General features: G+C 66.6%; 21 protein-coding genes and 1 tRNA gene. 10 read left to right on the plus strand and 12 right to left on the minus strand.

Annotated features, from left to right (window positions below):
• Nucleotides 1–25 precede the first annotated feature (25 nt).
• The 3 genes from ACE3TH_RS00525 to pdxA all read left to right on the plus strand — a co-directional run bounded on the left by ACE3TH_RS00525 (nucleotide 26) and on the right by pdxA (nucleotide 4,896).
• A complete protein-coding gene (locus ACE3TH_RS00525; RefSeq protein ID WP_374596358.1) occupies nucleotides 26–2,443 on the plus strand; it encodes an LPS-assembly protein LptD in 2,418 nt (805 codons plus the stop codon).
• Nucleotides 2,444–2,542: 99 nt separating this feature from the next.
• Complete coding sequence (locus tag ACE3TH_RS00530) at nucleotides 2,543–3,883, plus strand: peptidylprolyl isomerase (RefSeq protein ID WP_374596360.1); 1,341 nt, start codon at nucleotides 2,543–2,545, stop codon at nucleotides 3,881–3,883.
• Nucleotides 3,883–4,896 (plus strand): 4-hydroxythreonine-4-phosphate dehydrogenase PdxA, encoded by a 1,014-nt coding sequence (gene pdxA, locus ACE3TH_RS00535; RefSeq protein ID WP_374596362.1) that lies wholly within the window; start codon nucleotides 3,883–3,885, stop codon nucleotides 4,894–4,896. The genes ACE3TH_RS00530 and pdxA overlap by 1 nt, the downstream gene beginning before the upstream one ends.
• On the opposite strand, the gene ACE3TH_RS00540 is transcribed toward pdxA, so the two are convergent.
• The 3 genes from ACE3TH_RS00540 to ACE3TH_RS00550 form a co-directional block, all read right to left on the minus strand.
• A complete protein-coding gene (locus tag ACE3TH_RS00540; RefSeq protein ID WP_374596364.1) occupies nucleotides 4,880–5,686 on the minus strand; it encodes a class I SAM-dependent methyltransferase in 807 nt (268 codons plus the stop codon). The two genes, pdxA and ACE3TH_RS00540, sit on opposite strands and share 17 nt — an antisense overlap.
• Nucleotides 5,687–5,753: 67 nt before the next feature.
• Nucleotides 5,754–6,806 carry an enoyl-CoA hydratase/isomerase family protein gene (locus ACE3TH_RS00545; RefSeq protein ID WP_374596366.1) on the minus strand — a complete coding sequence of 351 codons (1,053 nt, stop codon included), beginning with the start codon at nucleotides 6,804–6,806 and terminating at the stop codon, nucleotides 5,754–5,756.
• Nucleotides 6,807–6,843: 37 nt separating this feature from the next.
• Nucleotides 6,844–7,983 carry an isobutyryl-CoA dehydrogenase gene (locus tag ACE3TH_RS00550; RefSeq protein ID WP_374596368.1) on the minus strand — a complete coding sequence of 380 codons (1,140 nt, stop codon included), beginning with the start codon at nucleotides 7,981–7,983 and terminating at the stop codon, nucleotides 6,844–6,846.
• Between the two features lie 135 nt (nucleotides 7,984–8,118).
• On the opposite strand from ACE3TH_RS00550, the gene hemB reads away from it, so the two are divergent.
• Nucleotides 8,119–9,120, plus strand: coding sequence for a porphobilinogen synthase (gene hemB / locus ACE3TH_RS00555; RefSeq protein ID WP_374596370.1), 1,002 nt, complete (start codon nucleotides 8,119–8,121; stop codon nucleotides 9,118–9,120).
• On the opposite strand, the gene ACE3TH_RS00560 is transcribed toward hemB, so the two are convergent.
• The 6 genes from ACE3TH_RS00560 to ACE3TH_RS00585 are packed head-to-tail and all read right to left on the minus strand — an operon-like array spanning nucleotide 9,117 to nucleotide 13,890.
• The gene (locus tag ACE3TH_RS00560) at nucleotides 9,117–9,668 is read right to left on the minus strand and encodes a hypothetical protein (protein WP_374596372.1); all 552 of its coding nucleotides are present in this window, start codon (nucleotides 9,666–9,668) and stop codon (nucleotides 9,117–9,119) included. The two genes, hemB and ACE3TH_RS00560, sit on opposite strands and share 4 nt — an antisense overlap.
• Nucleotides 9,669–9,716: 48 nt before the next feature.
• Nucleotides 9,717–10,517 carry an MBL fold metallo-hydrolase gene (locus tag ACE3TH_RS00565; RefSeq protein ID WP_374596374.1) on the minus strand — a complete coding sequence of 267 codons (801 nt, stop codon included), beginning with the start codon at nucleotides 10,515–10,517 and terminating at the stop codon, nucleotides 9,717–9,719.
• The gene (locus ACE3TH_RS00570; RefSeq protein ID WP_374596376.1) at nucleotides 10,514–11,302 is read right to left on the minus strand and encodes a TatD family hydrolase; all 789 of its coding nucleotides are present in this window, start codon (nucleotides 11,300–11,302) and stop codon (nucleotides 10,514–10,516) included. Before ACE3TH_RS00570 ends, ACE3TH_RS00565 begins: the two co-directional genes overlap by 4 nt.
• On the minus strand, nucleotides 11,302–12,288 hold the full coding sequence (locus ACE3TH_RS00575; protein ID WP_374596378.1) for a DNA polymerase III subunit delta': 987 nt from the start codon (nucleotides 12,286–12,288) through the stop codon (nucleotides 11,302–11,304). Before ACE3TH_RS00575 ends, ACE3TH_RS00570 begins: the two co-directional genes overlap by 1 nt.
• Nucleotides 12,285–12,908, minus strand: a complete 624-nt coding sequence (tmk, locus tag ACE3TH_RS00580) for a dTMP kinase (protein ID WP_374596380.1) — start codon at nucleotides 12,906–12,908, stop codon at nucleotides 12,285–12,287. Before tmk ends, ACE3TH_RS00575 begins: the two co-directional genes overlap by 4 nt.
• A 37-nt stretch (nucleotides 12,909–12,945) precedes the next feature.
• Entirely contained in the window at nucleotides 12,946–13,890 is a 945-nt protein-coding gene (locus ACE3TH_RS00585) for a septal ring lytic transglycosylase RlpA family protein (protein WP_374596382.1), read from the minus strand.
• A 129-nt stretch (nucleotides 13,891–14,019) separates the two neighbouring features.
• Here ACE3TH_RS00585 and ACE3TH_RS00590 point away from each other — a divergent pair.
• The 3 genes from ACE3TH_RS00590 (at nucleotide 14,020) to ACE3TH_RS00600 (ending at nucleotide 16,490) form a co-directional block, all read left to right on the plus strand.
• Nucleotides 14,020–14,109: transfer RNA gene (locus tag ACE3TH_RS00590), tRNA-Ser, on the plus strand.
• Between the two features lie 40 nt (nucleotides 14,110–14,149).
• On the plus strand, nucleotides 14,150–15,547 hold the full coding sequence (locus tag ACE3TH_RS00595; protein WP_374596384.1) for a dicarboxylate/amino acid:cation symporter: 1,398 nt from the start codon (nucleotides 14,150–14,152) through the stop codon (nucleotides 15,545–15,547).
• A 61-nt stretch (nucleotides 15,548–15,608) separates the two neighbouring features.
• Entirely contained in the window at nucleotides 15,609–16,490 is an 882-nt protein-coding gene (locus tag ACE3TH_RS00600) for a Ku protein (protein WP_374596386.1), read from the plus strand.
• Here the strand turns inward: ACE3TH_RS00600 and ligD are convergent.
• Together ligD and ACE3TH_RS00610 are read right to left on the minus strand one after the other, a co-directional pair.
• Nucleotides 16,487–19,075 (minus strand): DNA ligase D, encoded by a 2,589-nt coding sequence (gene ligD / locus ACE3TH_RS00605; protein ID WP_374596388.1) that lies wholly within the window; start codon nucleotides 19,073–19,075, stop codon nucleotides 16,487–16,489. The genes ACE3TH_RS00600 and ligD overlap by 4 nt on opposite strands.
• Nucleotides 19,076–19,150: 75 nt before the next feature.
• Entirely contained in the window at nucleotides 19,151–19,522 is a 372-nt protein-coding gene (locus tag ACE3TH_RS00610; protein ID WP_374596390.1) for a winged helix-turn-helix transcriptional regulator, read from the minus strand.
• Nucleotides 19,523–19,625: 103 nt separating this feature from the next.
• Between ACE3TH_RS00610 and ACE3TH_RS00615 the strand changes: the two genes are divergently transcribed.
• The 3 genes from ACE3TH_RS00615 (at nucleotide 19,626) to ACE3TH_RS00625 (ending at nucleotide 21,364) form a co-directional block, all read left to right on the plus strand.
• Nucleotides 19,626–19,955 (plus strand): nuclear transport factor 2 family protein, encoded by a 330-nt coding sequence (locus ACE3TH_RS00615; RefSeq protein ID WP_374596392.1) that lies wholly within the window; start codon nucleotides 19,626–19,628, stop codon nucleotides 19,953–19,955.
• Nucleotides 19,952–20,740 (plus strand): SDR family oxidoreductase, encoded by a 789-nt coding sequence (locus ACE3TH_RS00620; protein WP_374596394.1) that lies wholly within the window; start codon nucleotides 19,952–19,954, stop codon nucleotides 20,738–20,740. Before ACE3TH_RS00615 ends, ACE3TH_RS00620 begins: the two co-directional genes overlap by 4 nt.
• Before the next feature lie 423 nt (nucleotides 20,741–21,163).
• On the plus strand, nucleotides 21,164–21,364 hold the full coding sequence (locus ACE3TH_RS00625; RefSeq protein ID WP_374596396.1) for a hypothetical protein: 201 nt from the start codon (nucleotides 21,164–21,166) through the stop codon (nucleotides 21,362–21,364).
• Between the two features lie 12 nt (nucleotides 21,365–21,376).
• Here ACE3TH_RS00625 and ACE3TH_RS00630 read toward each other — a convergent pair whose 3' ends face one another.
• Complete coding sequence (locus ACE3TH_RS00630; RefSeq protein ID WP_374596398.1) at nucleotides 21,377–22,345, minus strand: rhodanese-related sulfurtransferase; 969 nt, start codon at nucleotides 22,343–22,345, stop codon at nucleotides 21,377–21,379.
• Between the last annotated feature and the right edge of the window lie 8 nt (nucleotides 22,346–22,353).

The following is a 22,353-nucleotide window of genomic DNA, read 5'->3' on the forward strand; positions in this document are numbered from 1 at the left end:
TTCCCACCGATCCGAGTGACCCTGTATGCTGCGTAAGCGCCCTGCGCCCGAAACGGTCGGTTTGCGTCTGCGGCTGATGGCCGGTGCCGCCGTCCTGGCCATGGGTGCGACCGCACTGCCGGCCCTGGCCCAGGATACGGCGCCTGCCCAACCGGAACCCGACGGCCTGATCCAGGGGGCCGCCTATATCGAGGCCGACGCCGTCACCCGCGAGGGCGATATCGTCTCGGCCGTAGGAACGCTCGACCACCGCGCGCTCGGCCGCTTCAGCGGCAGCACCCTGCGGGCCCGCCAGTTCAACTACGATCTGGGTCTGGGGATCGCCTCCGCCGACGGTCAGGTCGAACTGACCGACGACGAGGGCAACACCGTCTTCGCCAGCTATCTGGAAACCGACTCGGATCTGAGGGCAGGCGTGGCGGTGGACTTCGCCACCCGTTTCGCCACCGGGGCCAGCCTGATGGCGGCCACGGCCGTCAGACGCAGCGAGAACGTCAACCAGCTGAACTACGCCATCTTCACGCCCTGCCCCATCTGCGACGCCGAGGGCAATCCCAAGGAACCCAGCCTTTCGATCCAGGCCGAGACCGTGGTGCAGGATGAAGGGCTGCGCGCCATCCTGTACCGCAACGCCGTGTTTCGCGTCGGCGGCGTGCCCGTCTTCTACCTGCCCTATTTCGCCCACCCCGATCCGACGGTCGAGCGTGCCTCGGGCTTTCTGGTGCCCATCCCCAGCTATGACGAAGGGCGCGGCGTCAGCCTGGAGGTGCCGTATCTGCAGGTCGCCTCGCCGTCCGAAGACTGGCTGATTAGCCCTCAGGTCAACACCCGCGTGGCACCCTTCCTGAACCTGCAATGGCGACGCAGGTTCGAGACGGGCACCGTCGTTGTCCGTGCCGGCGGCACCTATGAGCGCAACTTCGGCGACTTTGATCTGGACGGCGACGGCCGGGCCGAGAGCAACGTCGATTTCGGCGACCGCACGGCCCGCAGCTATCTTCTGGCCCACGGCTCATTCGATCCCGCCGGACCGTGGCGCGCCGGATTCACGGCCGAACGCACCTCCGACAAGACGCTCTTCGACCGCTATGACGTCCGCTCGCCCTATCAGGACAACGGCCTGTACTACGGCGACGAACGCCGCCTGATCAGCCAGCTGTATCTGGAGCATCAGACCCCGCGCTCCTACGTCTCCGTTGCGGCCTTCACGATCCAGAGCCTGCGTGTCGCCCAGTTCGATCCGGTCACGCCAGCGCTGAACGTCTTCGAGACGGACGGCTCCCTGCCGGTCGTCGCGCCGTTGATCGAAGCCCGTTGGGAACCCGAGGGGCCGATCTTCGGCGGGCGTCTCAGGCTCAAGGGCTCGGCGGTGTCCCTGTATCGTGACGACTACGTCGGCGGGCCAGTCCTGCGACCCGAGATCATTCCCACCGGCTCGACCCTGGGGCTGCCCGGCGTGGACAGTCGCCGCGTCTCGGGACAGGTGGAATGGCGGAGCACCCTCATTTCGCCCATGGGCATTCGCTGGGAACCCTTCGTCGATCTTCGCGCCGACATCTATTCCGTGGGTGATCTGCCGCCGATGATGGGGCTGGAGGAAGAGGCCATCACCAGAGGCCGTGCGACGGCCGGCGTCGATGTCAGCTATCCCCTGATCCGCCAGATGGGGCCCGGTGCCGACCTGATTCTGGAGCCCATGGCCCAGCTGTCGATCTCGTCGGATCCCGACCTCGATCCCCGCGTGCCGATCGAGGACAGTCAGGCCGTCGAACTAGACGAAAGCTCGCTGTTCCGCATCGACCGCTTCCCCGGCTACGACCTCTATGAAGGCGGCGCGCGCTTCACGGCCGGGGCCCGGGCCACGCTGCGTTGGGACAACGGTCGCCAGGCCAGCCTGTTCGTCGGCCGCAGCATCCGCGACGCCCAGGAAAACGCCTACCTCGCTCCGCTCCCGGACGATCCCGCCCGTTTGTACGACCCCTCCGGCCTCGGCTCGGACACTTCGGACTGGGTCGTGCAGGGCAGTTTCTCGCCCTCGGACCGCATCCGCGGCTGGGGTCACGCCACCATCGATTCTGCTGGAGAAATCCGCCGCGCCGAGGCGACCGTCGATGGGCGCTGGGGCCGCCGCAACCTGGCCAGCGTCAGCTATATCATCGACCGTTCGAACCCTCTGGAGGGGCCGAACAACCGGAACTACGAGTTCGTGCAGCTGACGGGCCAGCAGTTCGTTTACGGCAATTGGGGCGTGGCCGTCACGGGCATCGCGGACCTGGAACGCGATCTCATCACCCGCTCCGAGGTCGGGCTGTTGTTCGACGACGACTGTTACCGGTTCGAACTGGGGTGGCGCCGGGACAACACACGCGTCAGACCGACCGGCCCGTCCGAGGGCGTCTATGTGCGCCTAAACCTCGCCACTTTCGGCGGTACAGGGTATTGATCAAGCGAAAGGCGCTGAACGCCGCGCGACTCGGGGATATGCGAGACGCGATTTCCGGGCCGATCCGGGATCAGCGCCGCCACAGGAATCAGGACTGACATGCGTTTCGAGCGTTCCATCACAGGCCTAGCGGTCGCCGCCCTGCTGTCCAGCACCGCCCTGGCCCAGACGGCCCCGCAGACGCCGGGACCCGCGGCCGCCGGCGTGCCCAATCCGGCCGGACCCGCGACGCCTGCGGCCGCGCCTGCCCCTCAGTTTCAGCTTGCCGACGGCGTCCTGGCGACGGTCAACGACAGCGTCATCACCGGTTTCGACCTGCGCCAGCGGATGCTGCTGCTCATTGCCCAGACCCAAGTCCAGCCCACGCCGGAAAACCTGCCGGCCATTCGTCAGCAGGCGCTGAACCTCATCATCGACGAGCGACTGCAGAACCAGGAACTCGACCGCTATCCCGATATCAAGGCGACGGATGCCGAGGTCGAGGAAGAACTGACGGCCATGGCCTCCGAGGTCGGGGCAACCGCAGAGGCCTACGCCCAGTCCCTGGCCCAGTTCGGCATCCGCCCCTCGACGCTGCGTGAGCAGCTGCGTACCCAGATCGGCTGGCAGCGGCTGGTCGGCGGTCGCTTCCAGAGCCGCGCCCGGGTCAGCCAAGGGGCCGTGCAGGCCGCTCTTCGGCAGGCGACCGAAGCGGCCCTGAAGAAGCAGTATCTGATCGGTGAGATCTACATCGAATCCGCGCGCGTCGGCGGTCAGCAGGCAGCCTTGAACGGCGCGACCCAGCTGGTGCAGCAGATGGTGCAAGGTGCCCCCTTCCAGGCGGTGGCTCAGCAGTTCTCGGCTGCGCCTTCCGCCACCCGCGGCGGCGATGCCGGCTGGGTGGTCGAAGGCACGGTCCAGCCCGCCCTGCAGCAGGCCATGGATCAGCTCAGCCCCGGCGAACTGTCCCGTCCCATCCCTGTGGAAGGCGGCGTCTACATCCTGTACATGCGCGACAAGCGCGACGGTTCGACCTCCAGCCTGGCCCAGATCAAGCAGATGATGGTCGAACTGCCGGCGACGGCGACGGAGGCCCAGGTGGCCGCCGCGACCCAGCGTCTGGAGGCCCTGCGCCCGCAGCTGACGTGCGACAACATCCTGGCCCGCGCGACGTCGGAACAGGGATTGCTCGGCACTGATCTGGGCGAGGCCGATCCAGCGAACCTGCTGCCTCAGTTCCAGCAGGTCGCCCGCTCCGGTGCGGTCGGTTCGATCAGTACGCCGATCCGCACCCAGCTGGGCGTCCATCTGCTGGCCGTCTGCGGACGTCGCGCGGGCGGGGCCGAGGCTCCGAACGCCCAGCAGGTCGAAAACCGCCTGTTCGGCCAGAACCTGGCCACCCTTGGCCGTCGCTATATGCGCGACCTGCGTCAGGACGCGGCGATTGAGTTCAAATCCTGATGGTCTCGCCCCTGCCGCTGGCCCTGTCGATGGGCGAGCCGGCAGGTGTCGGGCCTGAGATTATCGCCAAGGCCTGGGCGGCGCTGAAGGAAGGCGGTCAGCCCTTTGTCGTCATCGGCGACGCGTCGCTCATGCGCGCTCAAGGTCATCCGGTGCAGGCCATCACGTCTCCGGCCGACGCACCCGGCGTGTTTGCGCGAGCCATTCCTGTGCTGGACCACCCCCTTTCAGCACAAGTCGTACCCGGTCGCCCGGACAGCGCCAATGCCGGGGCCGTGGCCGACTGGATCGAACAGGCGGTCAATCTGGCGCTGAATGGGCAGGTGGGCGGGATCGTCACAGCCCCCATCGCCAAGGCCCCGCTGTATGCCGCAGGGTTCCGCTTTCCCGGACATACGGAGTTCATCGCAGAACTGACGGCCGACGTGCCGTTCGCCGACACGCGCGGGCCGGTCATGATGCTGACGGCCCTGGACCTGAGGGCCTGTCTGGTGACCATCCACGCCTCCCTGGCCCAGGTGCCTGAGTTGGTCACGATCGAGCGCGTGTGTCGAACCGCGCGGGTGGTGCACGAAGCCATGCGGCGTGATTTCGGTATCGCCCGCCCGCGTCTGGCTCTGGCGGCACTGAACCCGCATGCGGGCGAGGGTGGAGCCATGGGGCTGGAGGAAATCGAAATCCTGGCCCCCGCCGTCGAAATCCTCCGCGCCGAGGGCATCGACATCTCCGACCCTCGCCCCGCCGACACTATGTTCCACGCCGAGGCGCGCGCCGGCTATGACGCCGCCGTCTGCCTGTATCACGACCAAGCGCTGATCCCGGTCAAGACACTGGATTTCTGGGGCGGCGTCAACGTGACCCTGGGCCTGCCGATCGTTCGTACGTCGCCCGACCACGGCACGGGCTTCGATATCGCCGGACGGGGCATCGCGCGACCGGACAGCCTGATTAAGGCCATCTGTGCCGCTGCGCAGATGTCTGCGGTGCGTCTCCGGACTAAATTGGTTTCCTGAAGCGATAGACGAATCGGTCGGTGCGTCCGCGAATGCTTTCGTCGAAGACGCTCAGCGTGTGGTCGTCGCTTGGCACCCGCACCGCATCGCTCTCGCCGTCGAAGACGAAGCCCGCGGCCTCGACTTGGCGGCGCAGTTCCGCCGCCTCGATCCGGTGCAGGGTTCCGGCCACGCTGATGCCCGCGCCGTCCGCCGCCTGATGATCCAGAATGACGTACAGCCCGCCCGGCTTCAGCGCCGCGAACACCGCCGCATTCATCGCCGCCACATCCACACCGAACCGGGGGATGGTGAAGTCGTGGTACTCCTCACCCATGAAGACGACGTCCAGCGGACGGTCGAACGTCATAGTCTCCAACGCCCCGGTCACGCGGCTGACGTTCGCATAGGTCGCGGCCAAGGTGTCGGCAAAGGCATTCTCGCGCCCCGCCGTCTGGTTGGGCACGAAGGCATATACCTTGCCGGTCTCGCCCACCGCCGGCGCGAACAGACGGGTGAAATAGCCTTCCTCGGGCCGGATGTCGGCCACGGCATCGCCCGGCCCGATCTGTGCGAAGGCCAGCATTTCGGCAGGTTTGCGCAGCGGATCGCGCGCCACCTCGGTTTCCAGCCGGCGCGGGTCGGCCAAAACGGAGGCATAATCAGCGGCCGTCGGTGCACTCATCGCAGCTGCTTCCTCAGCCGACACATAGACCGTCCGCGTCCCGCCATCGTTGGCGATGATCACGCACCCCGACAGGGCGACGGCACTGGCCGCCATGGCGGCGGCAAGGATCGAGGACTTCAGCATGGGGCTCTCCGAAACAGCCACGGATCAAGGCAATGGTTCGCGCTGCGACGCAAGCCCCGCGCACCGCTCAGTCAAGCGGCGTCCAGGCCTCGTCAGCAGCCAGAGGCGCAAAAAGGGCGTCCAGCGCCGCATCCGTGACGCCGTCCAGCGTATCGGGCGACCATTTCGGCGCATTGTCTTTATCCACGATCACGGCCCGCACGCCCTCCTGGAAGTCGTGGGTCTGAACGACCCGCCCGCCCAGGGCATATTCCATGGCCATATTGTCGGCAAAGTCGGTCAGGGTCGCCCCGGTGCGAATCTGGCGCAGCGACACTTTCAGCGACTGCGGCGACTTGGTCTTCAGCGTCGCCAGTTGCGCCAGCGCCCAGTCCGACCCGTCTGCCTCGAGCGCCGCGAAAATCTCCTCGACGGTGTCGAAGGCGAATAGCCGGTCGATGGCCTCCAGATGCGCCTCGATCGGGGCCTCGCCCGCATCGTCCTCCAGCCCGTCCGCCACATCGACCGGGTGCGCCGGATCGGCCGACAGGATGGCGCGGAAAGCCTCCAGCGCATCACTGGGCAGATAGTGGGTGTGGATACCTAGGAACACCGTATCCGCCGCCTTCAGCCGCGCGCCCGTCAGCGCCAGCCAGACCCCCGTCTGACCCGGCAGCCGCGGCAGGAACCAGCCGCCGCCGACATCCGGGAACAGCCCGATCCCCGTCTCCGGCATGGCATAGGTCGTCCGCTCGGTCGCGATCCGCACGACGGCCGGCTCGGATATACCGACCCCTCCGCCCATGACGATGCCATCGACCAGCGCCGTGATCGGCTTCGGATAGTCGAACATCAGATGATTCAGCCGGTATTCGGTCTTGAAGAAGGCTTTGGCCTCCGACGCATCCCCTGCCCCGCTCTCGGCGATCATCCGGATGTCGCCCCCGGCACAGAACCCTCGCTCGCCCGCATGGTCGATCAGCACCGACTTGACCGCGTCATCCTGACGCCAGTCCAGCAGCGCCCGCGTCATCGCCTCGCACATACCCCGGTTCAGCGCATGCAGCGCCTTGGGCCGGTTCAGTGTGATGATGCCCACGCCAGAGGCGATGCGGGTCAGGATTGCGGGTTCGGTTGTCATGAGGGGCTGATACGGCGAGGGCGCGGATGGGTCCAGCCTACTGACGCATCATCTCGCGCGCCGTGATCACCCGCATGATCTCATTGGTGCCTTCCAGAATGCGGTGCACCCGCAGGTCGCGCACGATCCGCTCCAGCGGATAGTCCTTCAGATAGCCGTAGCCACCGTGCAGTTGCAGCGCCTCGTCCGCGATCTGGAAACAGACGTCGGTGGCGAACCGCTTGGCCATGGCGCACCATTTGGTCTTCTCCGGATGATCGGTGTCGATGGCCCAGGCACCGCGCAGCACCAGCAGCCGCGCGGCCTCCAGCTGTGTCGCCATGTCGGCCAGCTTGAACTGGGTGTTCTGGAACTCGGCCAGTGCCTTGCCGAACTGCTTGCGACTGGCGACGTAGTCCTGGGCCGTCTCCAGCGCCAGACGCGCCCCGCCTAGCGAACAGGCCGCGATGTTCAAACGCCCGCCGTCCAGCCCCATCATGGCGTAGCGGAAACCGTCGCCCTCCTGCCCCAGCAGATTGGCCACCGGCACGCGGCAGTCGTCGAACTGGACGATGGCGGTCGGCTGACTGTTCCAGCCCATCTTCTTTTCCTGCGCCCCGAACGACAGGCCGGGTGTGCCCAGATCGACGACGAAGGCCGAAATGCCCTTGGCTCCCGGCTCGCCGGTGCGGGCCATGACCACATAGACGTCCGACGTCCCGGCCCCGGAGATGAAGGCCTTGGAGCCATTCAGCACATAGTGATCGCCGTCCAGCCGGGCCGTCGTGCGCATGGCGGCCGCATCCGACCCCGAACCCGGCTCGGTCAGGCAGTAGCTGGCGATCTTCTCCATCGACACCAGCGACGGCACATACCGGCCCCTCAGGTCGGCGGAGCCGAACCTGTCGATCATCCACGTCGCCATGTTGTGAATACTGATGAAGGCCGCGGTCGATACATCGCCACGCGACAGCTCCTCGAAGATCACCGCCGCCTCGACGCGGCCCAGCGCCATCCCGCCGTGCTCCTCAGCCGTATAGATGCCGCAAAATCCCATCTCCGCCGCCTGGCGCATCGTCTCGACGGGGAAGGTCTTGGTCTCGTCCCACTCCGCGCTGAGCGGGGCCAGCTCAGCCTCGGCAAAGGCCCGCGCCGCATCCTGAATGGCGCGCTGATCGTCGTTGAGGGCGAAATCCATAAAGCGTTCCCTTCGCGTTTTGGGCGTTCTAGCCTCTTCCCTCTCCCGGCGGGAGAGGGCTTGAGCGCACGGCTGCGCAGCCGTCGTCCTTGCGCGCCACCTTCTCCCAACGGGTGAAGGAAGCTAAGGGGGGGCATGACCCAGCCTTTCGCGCCTGCCGCCTTCCCCTACGCCCGTCCGCGCCGCCTGCGCTCGAGCCCTTGGGTGCGTCGTCTGGTCGCCGAGACCACCCTGACCCCCGCCGACCTGATCTGGCCCCTGATCGTCCATGACGGAGCCGAGGACCGCGTCCCCGTCGCCTCCATGCCCGGCGTCTTTCGCCTGTCGCCCAAGGCGGCGGCCGAGGCAGCGAAGGAGGCCCACGGCCTGGGTATCTCCATGGTCGCCTTGTTCCCCAATGTCGACGGCGCGATCAAGGATGCGATCGGAACCGGCGCGACCGATCCCGACGGCCTGATCCCCGACTGCATCAGGGCCATCAAGGATGCGGTGCCGGACATCGGCGTCATGACCGACGTGGCGCTGGACTGCTACACCGACCACGGCCACGACGGCGTGGTCGAGGACGGGCGGGTGCTGAACGACGCCTCGCTGGAGCGGTTGGCCGAGCAGGCCTTCATCCACGCCCATGCCGGGGCCGATGTCGTGGCCCCCTCCGACATGATGGACGGCCGCGTCCAGGCCATCCGCGAGGCGCTGGAAGCCAACGGCCTGCACGACACCATGATCCTGTCCTATGCGGCCAAGTTCGCCTCGGCCTTCTACGGCCCCTACCGCGACGCCGTCGGCTCGGCCGCCATGCTGGTCGGCGACAAGAAGACCTACCAGATGGACTATGCCAACTCCGACGAGGCTCTGCGCGAGGTCGCCATGGACATCTCCGAGGGGGCCGACGCCGTCATGGTCAAGCCCGGCATGCCCTATCTCGACATCGTCCGCCGGGTGCACGAAACCTTCCGCGTCCCGACCTTCGCCTATCAGGTCAGCGGCGAATACGCGATGATGCAGGCCTCCATCGCCAACGGCTGGCTGGACCAAGACCGCGCCATCCTGGAAACCCTGCACGGCTTCAAGCGGGCCGGCTGTGCCGGCGTGCTAACTTACTTTGCGCCCCAGGCGGCGCGGCTGCTGGCTTAGCCATTAAAGGCGATGATCACTTTGCGATGCTGTGGCGCGACGATGATCACGCGGCTTCCAGATCCTCTCGCATAGTAGGCGCCAGGCGAACTGATAATCCGGTTGATCTCTGCCACGACTGATGCCTTCAGGTGGCACCGGAAATCTCCATAGTCCACGTAGGCGGCAATACCGGGTTCTCGACCGCAAGAATGTTCCCCATGTCCGCTCCACATTGGAGCCACAGGCGTTTTGGTCCAGCCATAGTAGCCATTGGCTCTGGACGATCTGCTGTTCTGTAAGAAAACAAGTCCTTTGCGTTCCATCAGGTCAGCACTCTTGTCAGTCATACGCATGACGATAAGACCCGTATCCTGACCACCTGGACCGAACCCGAACGTGGCGACTTTTCGGTACTGCACGATCGGCGCATCGACGCCTCGAGGAAGCCAGCCTTGATAGTAGCGGTAGCTGTAGAGTTCCCAGCAGAACCAGGGCACCGCCAACACCGTCACAAGCACCAATAGGCAGCCCACTCGCCGATCTCGACGCTGGCTTTTTTCGGCCATGATGCCCTACTCCGTCGTCGCTACCACAGAGGTCTTTGACTAGATGAGTTAGAGCTCAAGTTTTGCACTCCAACCGTCGAACCCAACCTCCACATTGTCCGGCACGACGGCTCTCAGCGCCTCATAGTCCAGGTCCAGATGCAGGTTGGTCAGCACCGCGCGCCTGACACCCGATCGCGCGATCCAGTCCAGAGTCTTGTCGACGTGGGCGTGGGTCGGATGGGGCGTCCAACGCAGGGCGTCGACGATCCACAGGTCGCAGCCGCGCACGGCCTCCAGCGCCGCCTCGTCCAGGTCCGACACATCGCTGGAATAGGCCACAGGCCCGATGCGATAGCCGACCGAGCGGATGGGTCCGTGTGCCTGGTTGAAGGTCACGACCGGCACCTCGCCACCCGCGCCGCCCACCGACCAGTGCTGGCCGTGCGGCGGAATCAGATGCGCGTCCAGAATGGCGGGATAGCCCTCGACGCTCTCGAAGATATAGCCGAACCGCGTCGTCAGGGCGTCCATCGTCGCCTGGTCCATCCAGGCCGGGATGCGCCGCCGCGTGCGCATGGCAAAGACCCTCAGGTCGTCGATGCCGTGCGTCTGGTCCGCGTGGTCATGGGTATAGAGGACGGCATCCACATGCCGGATGCTCGCCGCCAGCGCCTGCTCCCTCAGGTCCGGCGAGGTGTCGATCAGCACGCTGGTCACGCCGTCAGGCCCATGCCGCCGGATCAGGGCCGAGCAGCGGCTGCGGCGGTTTTTCGGCTCGGCCGGATTGCAGTCGCCCCAGTCGCCGTCCCCGCGCGGCACCCCGCCCGACGATCCGCTGCCCAGGATGACGACTTCCAGCTCGCTCATGCGCCTGCAGGCCTCGGGATCCGGTCGAACAGGGTGAAGAAGGCGTCCGTCGTGCGCGCCTCGGCCTCCTCGCGGGACCAGCCCCGAATCTCGGCCAGCTTGTCCAGCACATGACCGATGAACGCCGGCTCATTGCGCCGCCCCCGATACGGGATGGGGGCCAGATAGGGGCAGTCGGTCTCCACGATGATCCGGTCCGCCGGCATGGCCGCGATGACCTCGCGCACATCGCCCGCCGCCTTGAAGGTGGCGATCCCGGAGACGGAGTACCACGCTCCGAGTTCTGCTGCTTTTTCCGCTAGTTCTGCACCAGACGTATAGCAATGCATCAGGAACCGGAACGGCCCGATGGCCATCTCCTCCTCCAGAATATCGCCCATCACCGCATCCGCCTCGCGTGTGTGCACCACCAGCGGCAGGCCCGTCTGGCGTGCGGCGGCGATATGCTGGCGAAACACCGCCGCCTGTACGTCACGCGGGCTGAAGTCGTAGTGGAAATCCAGCCCGCACTCGCCGATCCCCACCACCCGGTCCCGCCCTGCAAGTTCCACCAGACGCGCCGCCGTCAGGTCGGTGTGGTCCTTGGCCTCATGCGGATGCGCCCCCACCGTGCACCAGATGTCCGGATGCGCCATGGCCAGGCCGTGCGTCGCCGCGAAGGTCGACAGCTTGTCCGATATCTCGACCATCAGCCCGACGCCCGCCTCGCGCGCGCGCGCGATAACGGCGTCGCGGTCATCGTCGAACTGCGGCGCATGCAGGTTCACATGGCTGTCGATCAGCATCAGCGCGCCCCCGCCTGAGCCTTGGTCCTCTGCAGGTCCGCCAGCGCGCCCGCCAGCACATCGGCCCGATCCAAATTGATCGCTGCCGCCCGGTCGGGCAGTTCGGACAGCCGTGTCCACAGCTCGGCCCAGCGGGCCCCGGACGCGCCCTCGTTCAGCGCCCTGATCTTCACCGCCGCGATCAGCCGCTCCATCAGGGTCTCGAACCGCGCCTGCCCCTCCGCGCCCCGGAACTTGTCGGCGACCGCCATGGCTTCGGCCCGATCCACGACGTCGGCATTGACCCAGTCCTGTGCCAGCTGATCAGCCTCCAGTGTCGCGCCGGACGCCAGGGCCAGCGCCTGTCCGGGCGATCCGGCCGCCATGCCCGCGATCCGCGCCGCCTCGGCGGAGGGCACTCCTGTCCGATTGCGCACCAGCTCCTCCAGCGCATGCTCGGGCCACACCGGAAAGGCCAGCCGCCGGCACCGCGAGCGGATCGTGGCCAATAGCCGCCCGGGCGCATGGGTCACCAGAAACAGCACGCCGCTCTCAGGCGGCTCCTCAAGAACCTTCAGCAAGGCATTGGCAGCATTCAGGTTCAGGTCATCGGCTGCATCGATGATCGCTACTCGCGCCTGAGCCTGCGACGGGCTCTTGGAAAAGAACTCCGGCAGCTCCCGCGCCTGATCGACCGAGATCGACTTCTTGATCTTGCCGCCCTCGACCGCCCGCTCCAGCACCAGCAGGTCAGGATGCGACTGGGCGGAGATTAGCCGCGCCACCGGATCGTCCGGCCGCGTCCCCAGCAGACCCCGCGACGTATCGGGTGCAGCCCCCAGCAGCCGCCGCGCCGCGCGATAGGCGAACGTCGCCTTGCCCGATCCCTCAACCCCGCACAGCAGCCATGCGTGATGCAGTCGCCCGCGCGACTGGGCATCCAGAAACGCGGCCTCCGCCTTCGCGTCGGGAATCAGGTCGAACCGGTCGCGGGGATGGTCGCTCACAGCAGCCGCCCTTGGACCGCCGCCCAGACCCGCTCGGTCACCGTATCCATGTCGCCGTCGGCGTCGATGACGACACAGCGATCATGCGTCCGCGCGATCTCCAGAAAGCCACGGCGCAGCCGTTCGTGAAACGCCAGCCCCTTGGACTCGAACCGCGTCTCGAACAGGCCCCGCCCGAACGCCCGCTCCAGTCCGACCTCGACCGGCAGGTCGAACACCAGAGTCAGGTCCGGCTGCGTCACCCCCACCACAGCGGCGTCCAGCGCCTCGATGAAATCTGCGGGCGTACCGCCACCCACCCCCTGATAGGCGCGGCTGGAATCGGCGAAGCGGTCACAGACCACCCAGCGCCCGGCCTCCAGCGCAGGTCGCACGGTCCGCTCCAGATGGTCCGACCGGGCCGCGAACATCAGCAAGGTCTCGGTCATCGGCGACCAGCGCCCGGCGTCGCCGTTCAGGGCCAGATTGCGGATCTCCTCGGCCCCTTGAGAGCCGCCCGGCTCGCGGGTCTGCACGACCTCCAGATCGCGCGCGCGCAGCCGCTCGACCAGGCGCGCGACCTGGGTCGACTTGCCGGTGCCTTCGCCGCCTTCGAATGTGATGAATCTGCCCTGGGTCACCGGCGCACAATGGCGACGCCGGGCGTCTTCGCAAGCCTTACTGTCCCGATATCAACAGGGCGTCGGGATAGCCCCGCGATATGACCGCCCGCCGCGACCGTTCCGCCGCACTGGCATCGGGCCAGGGCCCCACCAGCACCCGCCAGGCCCCGCCCGCCTCCTGCTCGACCCGCGCGCTGCCGCCCAGATTGTCAGCCGCACGCCGCGCCGCCCGCGCATCGGCCCAGGCCCCGGCTTGCACCCACTGGCCCGCAGCAGTCGATGCGGGCGAGGACGCCCTGACCACAGGGGTGGGTGCCTCATAGCGCACCGGTTCGGAAACGGATCTCGACACCGGCTCTGGCCCTCGAGCCGCCCCCTGCCCGCCCGCCACCGACAGATAGGGCACCGGCCCGCGCAAGGCCGCCGGAGCCGCCGCCACAGGCTCGGCCGCCGCATATTGCATCGTCGTGCCTCCACCCTCGCGCGGGGCCCGGCCCAGATAGCGCACCCGCACCTCGCCCACGCCCCGCTGCAACAGGTCCAGCGCCTCCGCTGCCCCGCGCGACAGGTCGATGATCCGCCCTTCAGCAAACGGTCCGCGATCATTGACCCGCACCACGATGCGTCGCCCATTGGCCAGATTGGTCACTTCCACCAGTCCAGGCAGCGGCAGGGTCTTGTGCGCCGCCGTCAGCGCATGCATGTCGAACCGCTCGCCCGTTGCCGTCGGGCGTCCGTTGAACTGCGCCCCGTACCAGGACGCCAGCCCCGTCTCGTCATAGTTTGGCTGTTCCTCGGGCCGGTACCACCGCCCCCGGATCTGATAAGGCCGCATGGTCCCCGACACGATCGGCGCCGGATCGGTCACCACCGGCATCCGACCGGCATCCGCCAGACGCCCGCCCCCGCCAATGCCGCCCGACGAGGCCCCGCTGGCACACGCCGCCAGCAGCGACATCGCTGCCGCCACGACCAGACCCTTCGCAATTCTAGCCGTCACCGCGCCGCTCCCGCATCGAACTCAGGCGGTCAGTATCGGAGAACAGATTTCCGCTTTGGTTAACGCAACCTTCTGCGCTATGTCGCCGGTCCGCACGGTGCATGGCCCTCACAGGCCTGCCGTCGATCAGGAAGTGTGGCCGAGTGGTTTAAGGCACTGGTCTTGAAAACCAGCGACGGTGAAAGCCGTCCGTGGGTTCGAATCCCACCGCTTCCGCCAGAATCGCTGCACCTTCCGTGATCGTAGTACGAGGCACAGCATGCAGATCGGCACTCTCACCGCCCCTGATGGCCAGCCGGTCAAGCGCAAGCCATTCTACGCGCAGCTTTATTTCCAGGTGCTCTTTGCCATCTTCATGGGCGGGCTGATCGGGCATTTCTTCCCCAGCACGATCGGACCGGACGGCCAGGCCATAGCGGGTCTGGGCGAGCAGCTGAAACCCCTGGGTGATGGCTTCATCAAGCTGGTGAAGATGATCATCGCGCCGGTGATCTTCCTGACCATCGTCACCGGCATCGCGGGCATGAGCAATCTGGGCAGTGTCGGCCGTGTGGTCGGCAAGGCCTTCGCCTATTTCCTGACTTTCTCGACCCTGGCTCTGATCGTCGGCCTGATTATCGCCAATCTGGTTCAGCCGGGCCGCGGCCTGAACATCGATCCCGCCTCGCTAGATGCCGCCGCCGTCGCAGACTATGCGGCCAAGGCGCATGAATCGACCATCGTGGGTTTCCTGCTGTCGATCATTCCCGACACCGTTGTGTCTGCCTTCTCCGAGGGCAACATCCTCCAGGTGCTGTTCATTTCGGTGTTGTTCGGCATCGCTCTGGTCATGGTTGGAGAGGCAGGCAGGCCGGTGCTGCGTCTGCTGGAGGCCCTGTCCACCGCCTTCTTCAAACTGGTGGCCATATTGATGAAGGCGGCACCGATCGGGGCATTCGGAGCCTTCGCCTTCACCATCGGCAAATACGGGATTGGCTCCATCGCCAATCTCGCCGCCCTGGTTGCCACCTTCTACGTCACCGCCGCCGTTTTCGTTTTCGGTATTCTGGGTCTGGTCGCCTGGGCCAACGGCTTTTCGATCTTCAAGCTGGTCCGCTACCTGAAGGAAGAGCTGCTGCTGGTGCTCGGCACATCCTCGTCAGAGGCCGCCCTGCCCAGCCTTCTGCAAAAGATGGAGCGCGCTGGAGCGTCCAAGTCGGTCGTCGGCCTGGTCGTGCCCACGGGCTATTCCTTCAATCTGGACGGCACCAACATCTACATGACCATGGCGGCCCTGTTCATCGCCCAGGCGCTGAACATCGAGTTGACCCTGACGCAACAGATCACCCTGCTGCTTGTCGCCATGCTCAGCTCCAAGGGCGCGGCCGGCATCACGGGCGCGGGCTTCATCACCCTGGCCGCGACCCTGTCGGTGGTACCGGACGTGCCGGTGGCGGGCATGGCCCTCATCTTGGGCATCGACCGGTTCATGAGCGAGTGCCGGGCCCTGACCAACTTCATCGGCAATGCCGTGGCCACCCTGGTGGTCGCCCGCTGGGAGGGGGAACTGGACCGCGACGCGCTGGCCACGGCCCTGTCGAAACAGCCGACCGCGCTCGCTGCCCCGGCCGATCCGACCGCCGGGCCGGGAGACAAGTCAGTGCTGGCCGACGATTGAGGGGCCATCCGCGAACCCTTTGCCCTCAGGCCGCATTTAGAGGGCTCACGGGAGAGACGACATGGCCGCGCGACCGACCTGGCAGGGACATCTGAAGCTGTCGCTGGTCACCTGTCCGGTGGCGCTGTTCACGGCGACGACCAGCACGAACGACGTGCGGTTTCACCTCATCAATCCGGACACCAACAATCGCATCCGCATGGTGCCGACCGACCCGGACGCCGGGCCGGTCGAGCGCAGCGATCTGGTGCGCGGCTATGAGGTGTCCAAGGACGAATACGTCCTGTTCGAAGACGCCGACTTCGACAAGGTCAAGCTGGAGAGCACCAAGACCATTTCCATCGACAAGTTCGTCGACGAGGCCGACATCGACCGCCTGTTCTGGGATTCGCCCTTCTTCGTCGTTCCGGAGAAGGGCGCAGGCGTCGAAGCCTTCGCCGTCATCCGTGACGCGATGAAGAAACAGGGGAAGGTCGCCCTGGGCTGTCTGGTCCTGCGCGGCAAGGAGCGCCAGCTGGCGCTGGAGGTCCGGGGCAAGGGGCTGATCGCCTACACCCTGCGCGCCCATGACGAGGTGCGCGATTCCGACGAATATTTCGACGACATTCCGACGGTGAAGGCCGATCCCGACATGGTCGAGATCGCTGCGCGCATAATCGGTCAGAAGGAGGCGGACTTCGATCCGACCGACTTCAAGGACCGCTATGACGACGCCCTGCGCGCGATGATCAAGGCCAAGTCCAAGGGCGGCAAGGGCGTGGTCGATGTCGCCGAACCCGATGACACCAATGTCATCGACCTGATGGCCGCATTGCGGAACAGCCTGAAAGGATCGGCGACGGGGACGAAGACGCCTGCCGCCAAGAAGACCCCGGCAAAAAAGCCGGCGCCCAAGAAGGCGGCGCCCAGGAAGGCTGCGGCAAAGAAGAAGACAGCGGCCTAGACGCCCATCTTTTTCAGCGCCGATTTCAAACTGACCGCCGAAGCGCGGAAATCGGCCCAGGGGTCGGGCTTCTTCAGCAAGGCCGCATAGGTCCAAAGGTTGAATGCGGCGGGATCCAGCCCGGCCTTCACCTGCCCCCACGACAGCGGAAAAGCGATCCCCGCTCCCGGCCGGGCGCGCGGCGACCAGGGCGCGACCGCCGTCGCCATCCGCCCGTTGCGCAGATAGTCGATGAAGATCTTTCCGCCCCGCGCCTTCTTGGCCAGGGTGGTGGTGAAGCGGTCGGGGGCGTCGGCTCGAACCGCCTCGGACATCGCCTTAGCGAAGGCCTTGTTCTGATCCCAGGTGACACGGCTCCGAGCATCCGTCTTGATCGGCACCACCACGTGCAGCCCCTTGCCACCCGTGGTCTTGACGAACGGCTTGAGCCCCAGCGCCTCCAGCTTCGCCTTCACGACCTTCGACGCGGCGATCACGTCGCCGAAGGCCAGCCCCTCGTCGGGATCCAGATCGAAGGTGATCTGGTCCGGCACTTCGGGAAGGCCCGGCGCACAGCCCCACGGATGCAGTTCCAGTCCGCCCGACTGACCGATGGCCACCAGCCCCCCGACATCGACGGCGGCGACGTAAGGTGTGCGCGCCTTGACGTCGATCAGCTTAAGCCGGGGGTTGGACCCGGCGATGGCGTGACGCTGAAAGAAGGTCTCGCCGGTGATGCCGTCTGGCGCGCGGATGATCGAGGTCGGCCGGTCGCCGACGTGGGGCAGGATGCGCTCGGCGGCGGCTTCGTAGTATCGCGCTAGGTCCGCCTTGGTGATCGCCGGACGGTCGCCGACCGCGGGCCACAGCACCTTGTCCGGGCTGGAGATCGTCACGCCCGCCACGATGACCTTGCCCTTGCCTGCCTTGGGCGCGGCCTTGACCGTAGTGGTCGCCTTCTCCGTCTTCGGTGCCGACGTCTTGGCCAATGTGCTAGCCGGAGCCTGCGGGGCCTCCGTCACCTCGGCGGCGGTCTTGTCCTCACGCAGCCCCTTGAACGCCGCCTGGCGCAGCGAGCCGCTTTCGGTGTAGCCGCCGTGCTCGACCTCGGCGACCAGCACCGGCTTGACCCAGTGAATGTCCCTGGCCGCCTTGGGCGCGCCTGCGCCGGTGAAGGGGCTCTTGTCCGCCGACACCGCCTTCAAGGCGGGCACCAGCGCCTTCGTCACCGCATCGCCATAGCCCGTGCCGACCCGCCCCAGATAACGCAGCCCGCCCTTGTCCCTCACCCCGACCAGCAGCGAGCGGAACCGCGTCCCGCCTTCCGACGACCAGCCGCCGATGACAACCTCGTCACGGCCCCTGCATTTGGATTTCACCCAGCTGCTCGACGGTCCGGCATGATAGGGGGCGTCCAGCTTCTTGGAGATCACCCCCTCCAGATCCATCCGGCAGGCGCTTTCCAGCACCGCCTGACCGGTCGAGGCGAAATGCTCGACATAGCGTAGCCGCGTCCCGGCCTTCTGGCCCACCCGATCCACATAGGCCTGCAGCCGCGCCTTGCGATGCGACAGCGGCAGCTTGCGAAGGTCCTCCGCCCCCTCGAACAGCAGGTCAAAGGCGAAATAGACCAGGTCGCCCGTCTTCTGGTCCGAAATGGCCGCCTGCAAGGCCGAGAAGTCCGGCATGTGGTCATCGTCCAGGGCGCAGAGCTCCCCATCGATCACTGCATCGGGCCAGGCCGCCGCATCGGCCGCCAGGTCCGGAAACCGGTCGCTCCAGTCCAGCCCCTTGCGGGTCCGCAGCACCGCCTTGCCGCCGCCGATGCCGACCTGCAGCCGATAGCCGTCAAACTTGATCTCATGCGCCCACCCCGCCGCGCCGGGTGGGTGGTCCACGACCTTGCATAGCTGGATTGGCACAAAAGCAGGCGGCTTGGTCGCGCGGCTCGTCGCGGCCTTCGAGGGCTTGGGTTTCGCAGGGCCCTTGCGCCCCGTCGGCTTGGACGAGGTCCACTGCGCCTTGCCCTCGGCGATCTCCGCCAGCGACCGCCCGGTCGTCACCGAGGCGTCGATCTCGGCCAGGGCATCGCCCTCGCCCGCCACCGCATGCTCGTCCTTTTCCTTCAGCAGCAGCCAGTTGTTCCGTTTGGACGGCTTGCCCCGATCGCTCTTCAGTCGGATCAGCGCCCATTTCCCCTTCAGCCGCTCGCCGTGCAGGACCATCTTGATCTGGCCCTTGGCCCAGGCGGCCTCCAGATCCGGCTCCTGCGGTTCCCAGGTGCCGGTGTCCCACATCTGCACTGTACCGGCCCCATAGTTGCCGTCGGGGATCGTGCCCTCAAACCCGCCATAATCCAGCGGATGATCCTCCACCTCGACCGCCAGCCGCTTGACCGAGGTGTCCCGCGAAGGGGCCTTGGTCACAGCCCAGGACTTCAGCACCCCGTCCGCCTCGATGCGGAAATCATAGTGCAGCCGCGTCGCCGCATGCCGCTGGATCAGATAGGTTCCCCCCGCCTTGGCGCGCGCGGCCTTCTTGCCCTTCGGCTCCGGCGTCTCGCCGAACTTCCGCTTGGCCTGATAGGTCTTCAGTTCACCGCGCATCCTGCCGCCTCCGTCCGGTCCCAACCGTCTCAACGCGGTGGAGTAGCGAAGGCGCCACCGATCCAGAGAGGCAGTCTATGATACCGCCTGTGCCTGTTGATCGGCATCGATCAGCCGCTGCCTGACCGCGTCAGGTGCCGCCTCGGCCCAGTTCAACAGCTTATCCAGCACAGGACACAGGGTCTGTCCCCACTCGGTCAGGTGATACTCGACCTTGGGCGGCACCTGGGGGTGGACGATACGCGCGACGACGCCGTCCAGCTCCAGTTGTCGAAGTTGCTGGATCAGCATCTTCTGCGACACACCGGGAATGGCGCGTTCCAGTTCCGAGAAGCGCCGGACGTTCGCCCCGAACAGCTGGAACAGGATGACCAGCTTCCACCGTCCCTCCAGAATCCGGATCACATTCTGGGCACTCGAGGCGGCCGTCTGCGGGGTGTAGTCCACCCGCTTACCGTCGGGTGCGTACCTTACCTTTTCGTCTGTACTTGCCATCTCAACAGCTTATTTCCAGTTTGGTCGGGACACAACAGCCATGCCGGAGCGCCCGATGATCCCCGACCTGCCCAGACCCATCGCCGACTATGTCGCGGCCAATGCCCGCCTCGACCTCGAAGGCATGGTCCAGCCCTTCGCCCCTGATGCCGTCGTGGAAGACGACCGGCATCGTCATGTCGGCCATGCCGAGATCCGGTCGTGGATCCAGCAGGAAACTGTCGCCAGCAGGGCCATCTTCACCCCTGACACCCTGCATCACGAGGGCGACCACGTTGTGGTCGAGGGACCTACCGTGGGTGACTTCAAAGGCAGCCCGCTGCGGTTCACCTTTCGCTTCACCCTGGATGGCGATGTCATCCGCGCGCTGAGGATCACGCTGTGACCGCGCGTCCTGATCCCAGTGAGTTCGAGGGACAGAGAGTGCTCGTCACGGCTGGCACCAAGGGCGCAGGCCGGGCAACTGTGGAGCGCTTCCTGGCCGGCGGGGCCCGCGTCATCACCGCCGCGCGGGAGCCTTCCCCGACGTCGAACGCGGCCGAATTCGTCAAGGCCGACCTCCTGACGCTGGACGGGTGCGAGGCCCTGGCCGAGGCGGCGATGACTCGTCTGGGCGGGATCGACATCATGGCCCATGTCGTCGGCGGCTCGTCGTCGCCCGCAGGCGGTTTCGCGGCCCTGAGCGAGGATCATTGGCGCACGGAGCTGGATCTGAACCTGATGCCCGCCGTCCGTCTGGATCGGCTGCTGGCATCCCAGATGATCGCGCGAGGACAGGGGGCCATCGTCCATGTCGCCTCCATCCAGCGCGCCCTCCCGCTGCCGGAGTCCACGATCGCCTATGCGGCGGCGAAGTCGGCCCTGACCACCTACAGCAAGGCTTTGTCCAAGGAGCTTGGGCCGAAGGGCGTTCGGGTCAATGTCGTATCGCCCGGTTGGATCGCGACCGAGGCGGCCGATGCCTTGCTCCAACGCATCGCGGCCGAGACCGGAGGATCGGTGGAAGAGGCCCGGCAAACCGTCCTCGACGGGCTGGGCGGCATACCGCTGGGTCGCGCCGCCAGGCCTGACGAGGTCGCCGAACTGATCGTCTTCCTCGCCTCGACACGGGCCTCCGCCATTCACGGTGCGGAGTATGTGATCGACGGAGGCACCATCCCGACCATCTGAACCGGGCGGCAGGAGGGGTCGGTTCATGGTGCCTTCCCGACCCCAATCCTCGCGCCCCTCCCGACCCCGCAGTGGAGACTCTCGTCCCTCAGCGACCGCGAATTTCCAGCTTTAGCCCCCTTGCAACCGCCCCGCACCCTCCCCTTGTCAGTCCACGCGATATCGGCGGCGATACAGGCCGTGCAGGGGTCTTTCACATCGTCATCATCATCGGAACTGGGCCTCAATGGGGCCTTGGCCCCGCCTCACAGCCGGCCGACACTCCGCGTTTCAAAACTGAAAAAGGGCACCCCTTCTTTGGGGGGAGGCACCAACCCCTTCTGGACCCTGTCTCAGCCGGATCATCGTGGCGGGTGCCGCCTTCCGGGAACCGGTTGGTCCCAGCCCTGTTGGCTCTGGACCACTCATTCAGGGATCAGGACCATGGCCGATAAACAGACTCAGGGACGCCAAGACAACGCCGCCTCGCCGGGCGGCAAGCCGGATCCCGCCACCTCGGATGAGGCGGTGCGCCGGACCGGACTGAAGTCGCGTAAGGCCGCTGGCCCAGACGGGCCGGATGCCACGGTCGTCGGCGACACCTTCAAGACCGCGCCGGGCCAGTCCGCCGACAAGGCCGACTGACCGTCGAAGGCCTCACTCGGCAGGATCAGCGCTCCGGCCCGTCCCCATCACCTCGCCGATATGGGCCACGCCCCTCGCCTCGGCGATCTGCATCTGGCGCTTGCGTTCCGCATAGCGGGCCTTCTGAGTCTCGGTGCGCTCGTCGTGGCAGCGGGGGCAGCAGACGCCCTCGACATAGTGGGTCGAGGCGCGGTCGGCCTCGCTGACCGGCATGCGGCAACCTCGGCACAGGCTGTGGGTACCGGGGGTCAGGCCATGACCCACCGCGACCCGCTCGTCGAACACGAAGCATTCGCCCGACCACAGGCTCTGCTCCTCGGGCACCGCCTCCAGATAGCGCAGGATGCCGCCTTCCAGATGGTGAACGTCCTGCACGCCCTGGGCCTTCAGATAGGCCGTCGACTTCTCGCAGCGGATGCCGCCGGTGCAGTACATGGCCACGCGCGGCGGGGTCGGTCGATCCAGCAAGGCGCGGCCCTCGCGCTCGAACCAGTCGGCGAACTCTCGAAAGCTGCGGGTATTGGGCTGCACGGCCCCGGCAAAAGCCCCGATGGCGCCCTCATAGTCATTGCGGGTGTCGATCACGACCGTGTCCGGATCGGCGATCAGGGCGTTCCAGTCCTCAGGCGACACATAGGTCCCGGCCTGGCGCACGGGGTCCAGACCGACCTGGCCCATGGTCACGATCTCGGCCTTGATCTTCACCTTCAGCCGCAGAAACGGCGGCGTGGCGGCGGTCGAGTATTTCACGTCCAGTTCGCTGAATCCCGGCATCGCTTTGATGCCGTCGATCACCATTTGAACCGCTGCGTCCGGCCCTGCGATCGTCCCGTTGATCCCTTCAGTCGCCACCAGCAGGATGCCGCGCACCTCGCTCCCGCACAGCGCCTTCAGCCGGTCGCGCACGGCGGCACAGTCCCCAATCGGCGCAAAGCGATACAGGGCGGCGACCTGCCACGGCGTGCCGGTCTGGAGCGTCATCGAGTTGC

Origin of the sequence: Brevundimonas sp. (assembly GCF_041919755.1) — a bacterium.
Lineage (GTDB): Bacteria > Pseudomonadota > Alphaproteobacteria > Caulobacterales > Caulobacteraceae > Brevundimonas.

Excerpts from the sequence above, each read along its gene's own strand:
- ACE3TH_RS00565 (WP_374596374.1), bottom strand. The coding sequence starts at position 10,517 with ATGAGCGAGCTGGAAGTCGTCATCCTGGGCAGCGGATCGTCGGGCGGG.
- ACE3TH_RS00615 (WP_374596392.1), top strand. The coding sequence starts at position 19,626 with ATGATCCCCGACCTGCCCAGACCCATCGCCGACTATGTCGCGGCCAAT.
- ACE3TH_RS00630 (WP_374596398.1), bottom strand. The coding sequence starts at position 22,345 with ATGACGCTCCAGACCGGCACGCCGTGGCAGGTCGCCGCCCTGTATCGC.
- ACE3TH_RS00625 (WP_374596396.1), top strand. The coding sequence starts at position 21,164 with ATGGCCGATAAACAGACTCAGGGACGCCAAGACAACGCCGCCTCGCCG.
- ACE3TH_RS00595 (WP_374596384.1), top strand. The coding sequence starts at position 14,150 with ATGCAGATCGGCACTCTCACCGCCCCTGATGGCCAGCCGGTCAAGCGC.
- ligD (WP_374596388.1), bottom strand. The coding sequence starts at position 19,075 with ATGCGCGGTGAACTGAAGACCTATCAGGCCAAGCGGAAGTTCGGCGAG.
- ACE3TH_RS00525 (WP_374596358.1), top strand. The coding sequence starts at position 26 with ATGCTGCGTAAGCGCCCTGCGCCCGAAACGGTCGGTTTGCGTCTGCGG.
- ACE3TH_RS00550 (WP_374596368.1), bottom strand. The coding sequence starts at position 7,983 with ATGGATTTCGCCCTCAACGACGATCAGCGCGCCATTCAGGATGCGGCG.
- ACE3TH_RS00600 (WP_374596386.1), top strand. The coding sequence starts at position 15,609 with ATGGCCGCGCGACCGACCTGGCAGGGACATCTGAAGCTGTCGCTGGTC.
- ACE3TH_RS00530 (WP_374596360.1), top strand. The coding sequence starts at position 2,543 with ATGCGTTTCGAGCGTTCCATCACAGGCCTAGCGGTCGCCGCCCTGCTG.
- ACE3TH_RS00545 (WP_374596366.1), bottom strand. The coding sequence starts at position 6,806 with ATGACAACCGAACCCGCAATCCTGACCCGCATCGCCTCTGGCGTGGGC.
- ACE3TH_RS00570 (WP_374596376.1), bottom strand. The coding sequence starts at position 11,302 with ATGCTGATCGACAGCCATGTGAACCTGCATGCGCCGCAGTTCGACGAT.
- ACE3TH_RS00560 (WP_374596372.1), bottom strand. The coding sequence starts at position 9,668 with ATGGCCGAAAAAAGCCAGCGTCGAGATCGGCGAGTGGGCTGCCTATTG.
- pdxA (WP_374596362.1), top strand. The coding sequence starts at position 3,883 with ATGGTCTCGCCCCTGCCGCTGGCCCTGTCGATGGGCGAGCCGGCAGGT.
- hemB (WP_374596370.1), top strand. The coding sequence starts at position 8,119 with ATGACCCAGCCTTTCGCGCCTGCCGCCTTCCCCTACGCCCGTCCGCGC.
- ACE3TH_RS00540 (WP_374596364.1), bottom strand. The coding sequence starts at position 5,686 with ATGCTGAAGTCCTCGATCCTTGCCGCCGCCATGGCGGCCAGTGCCGTC.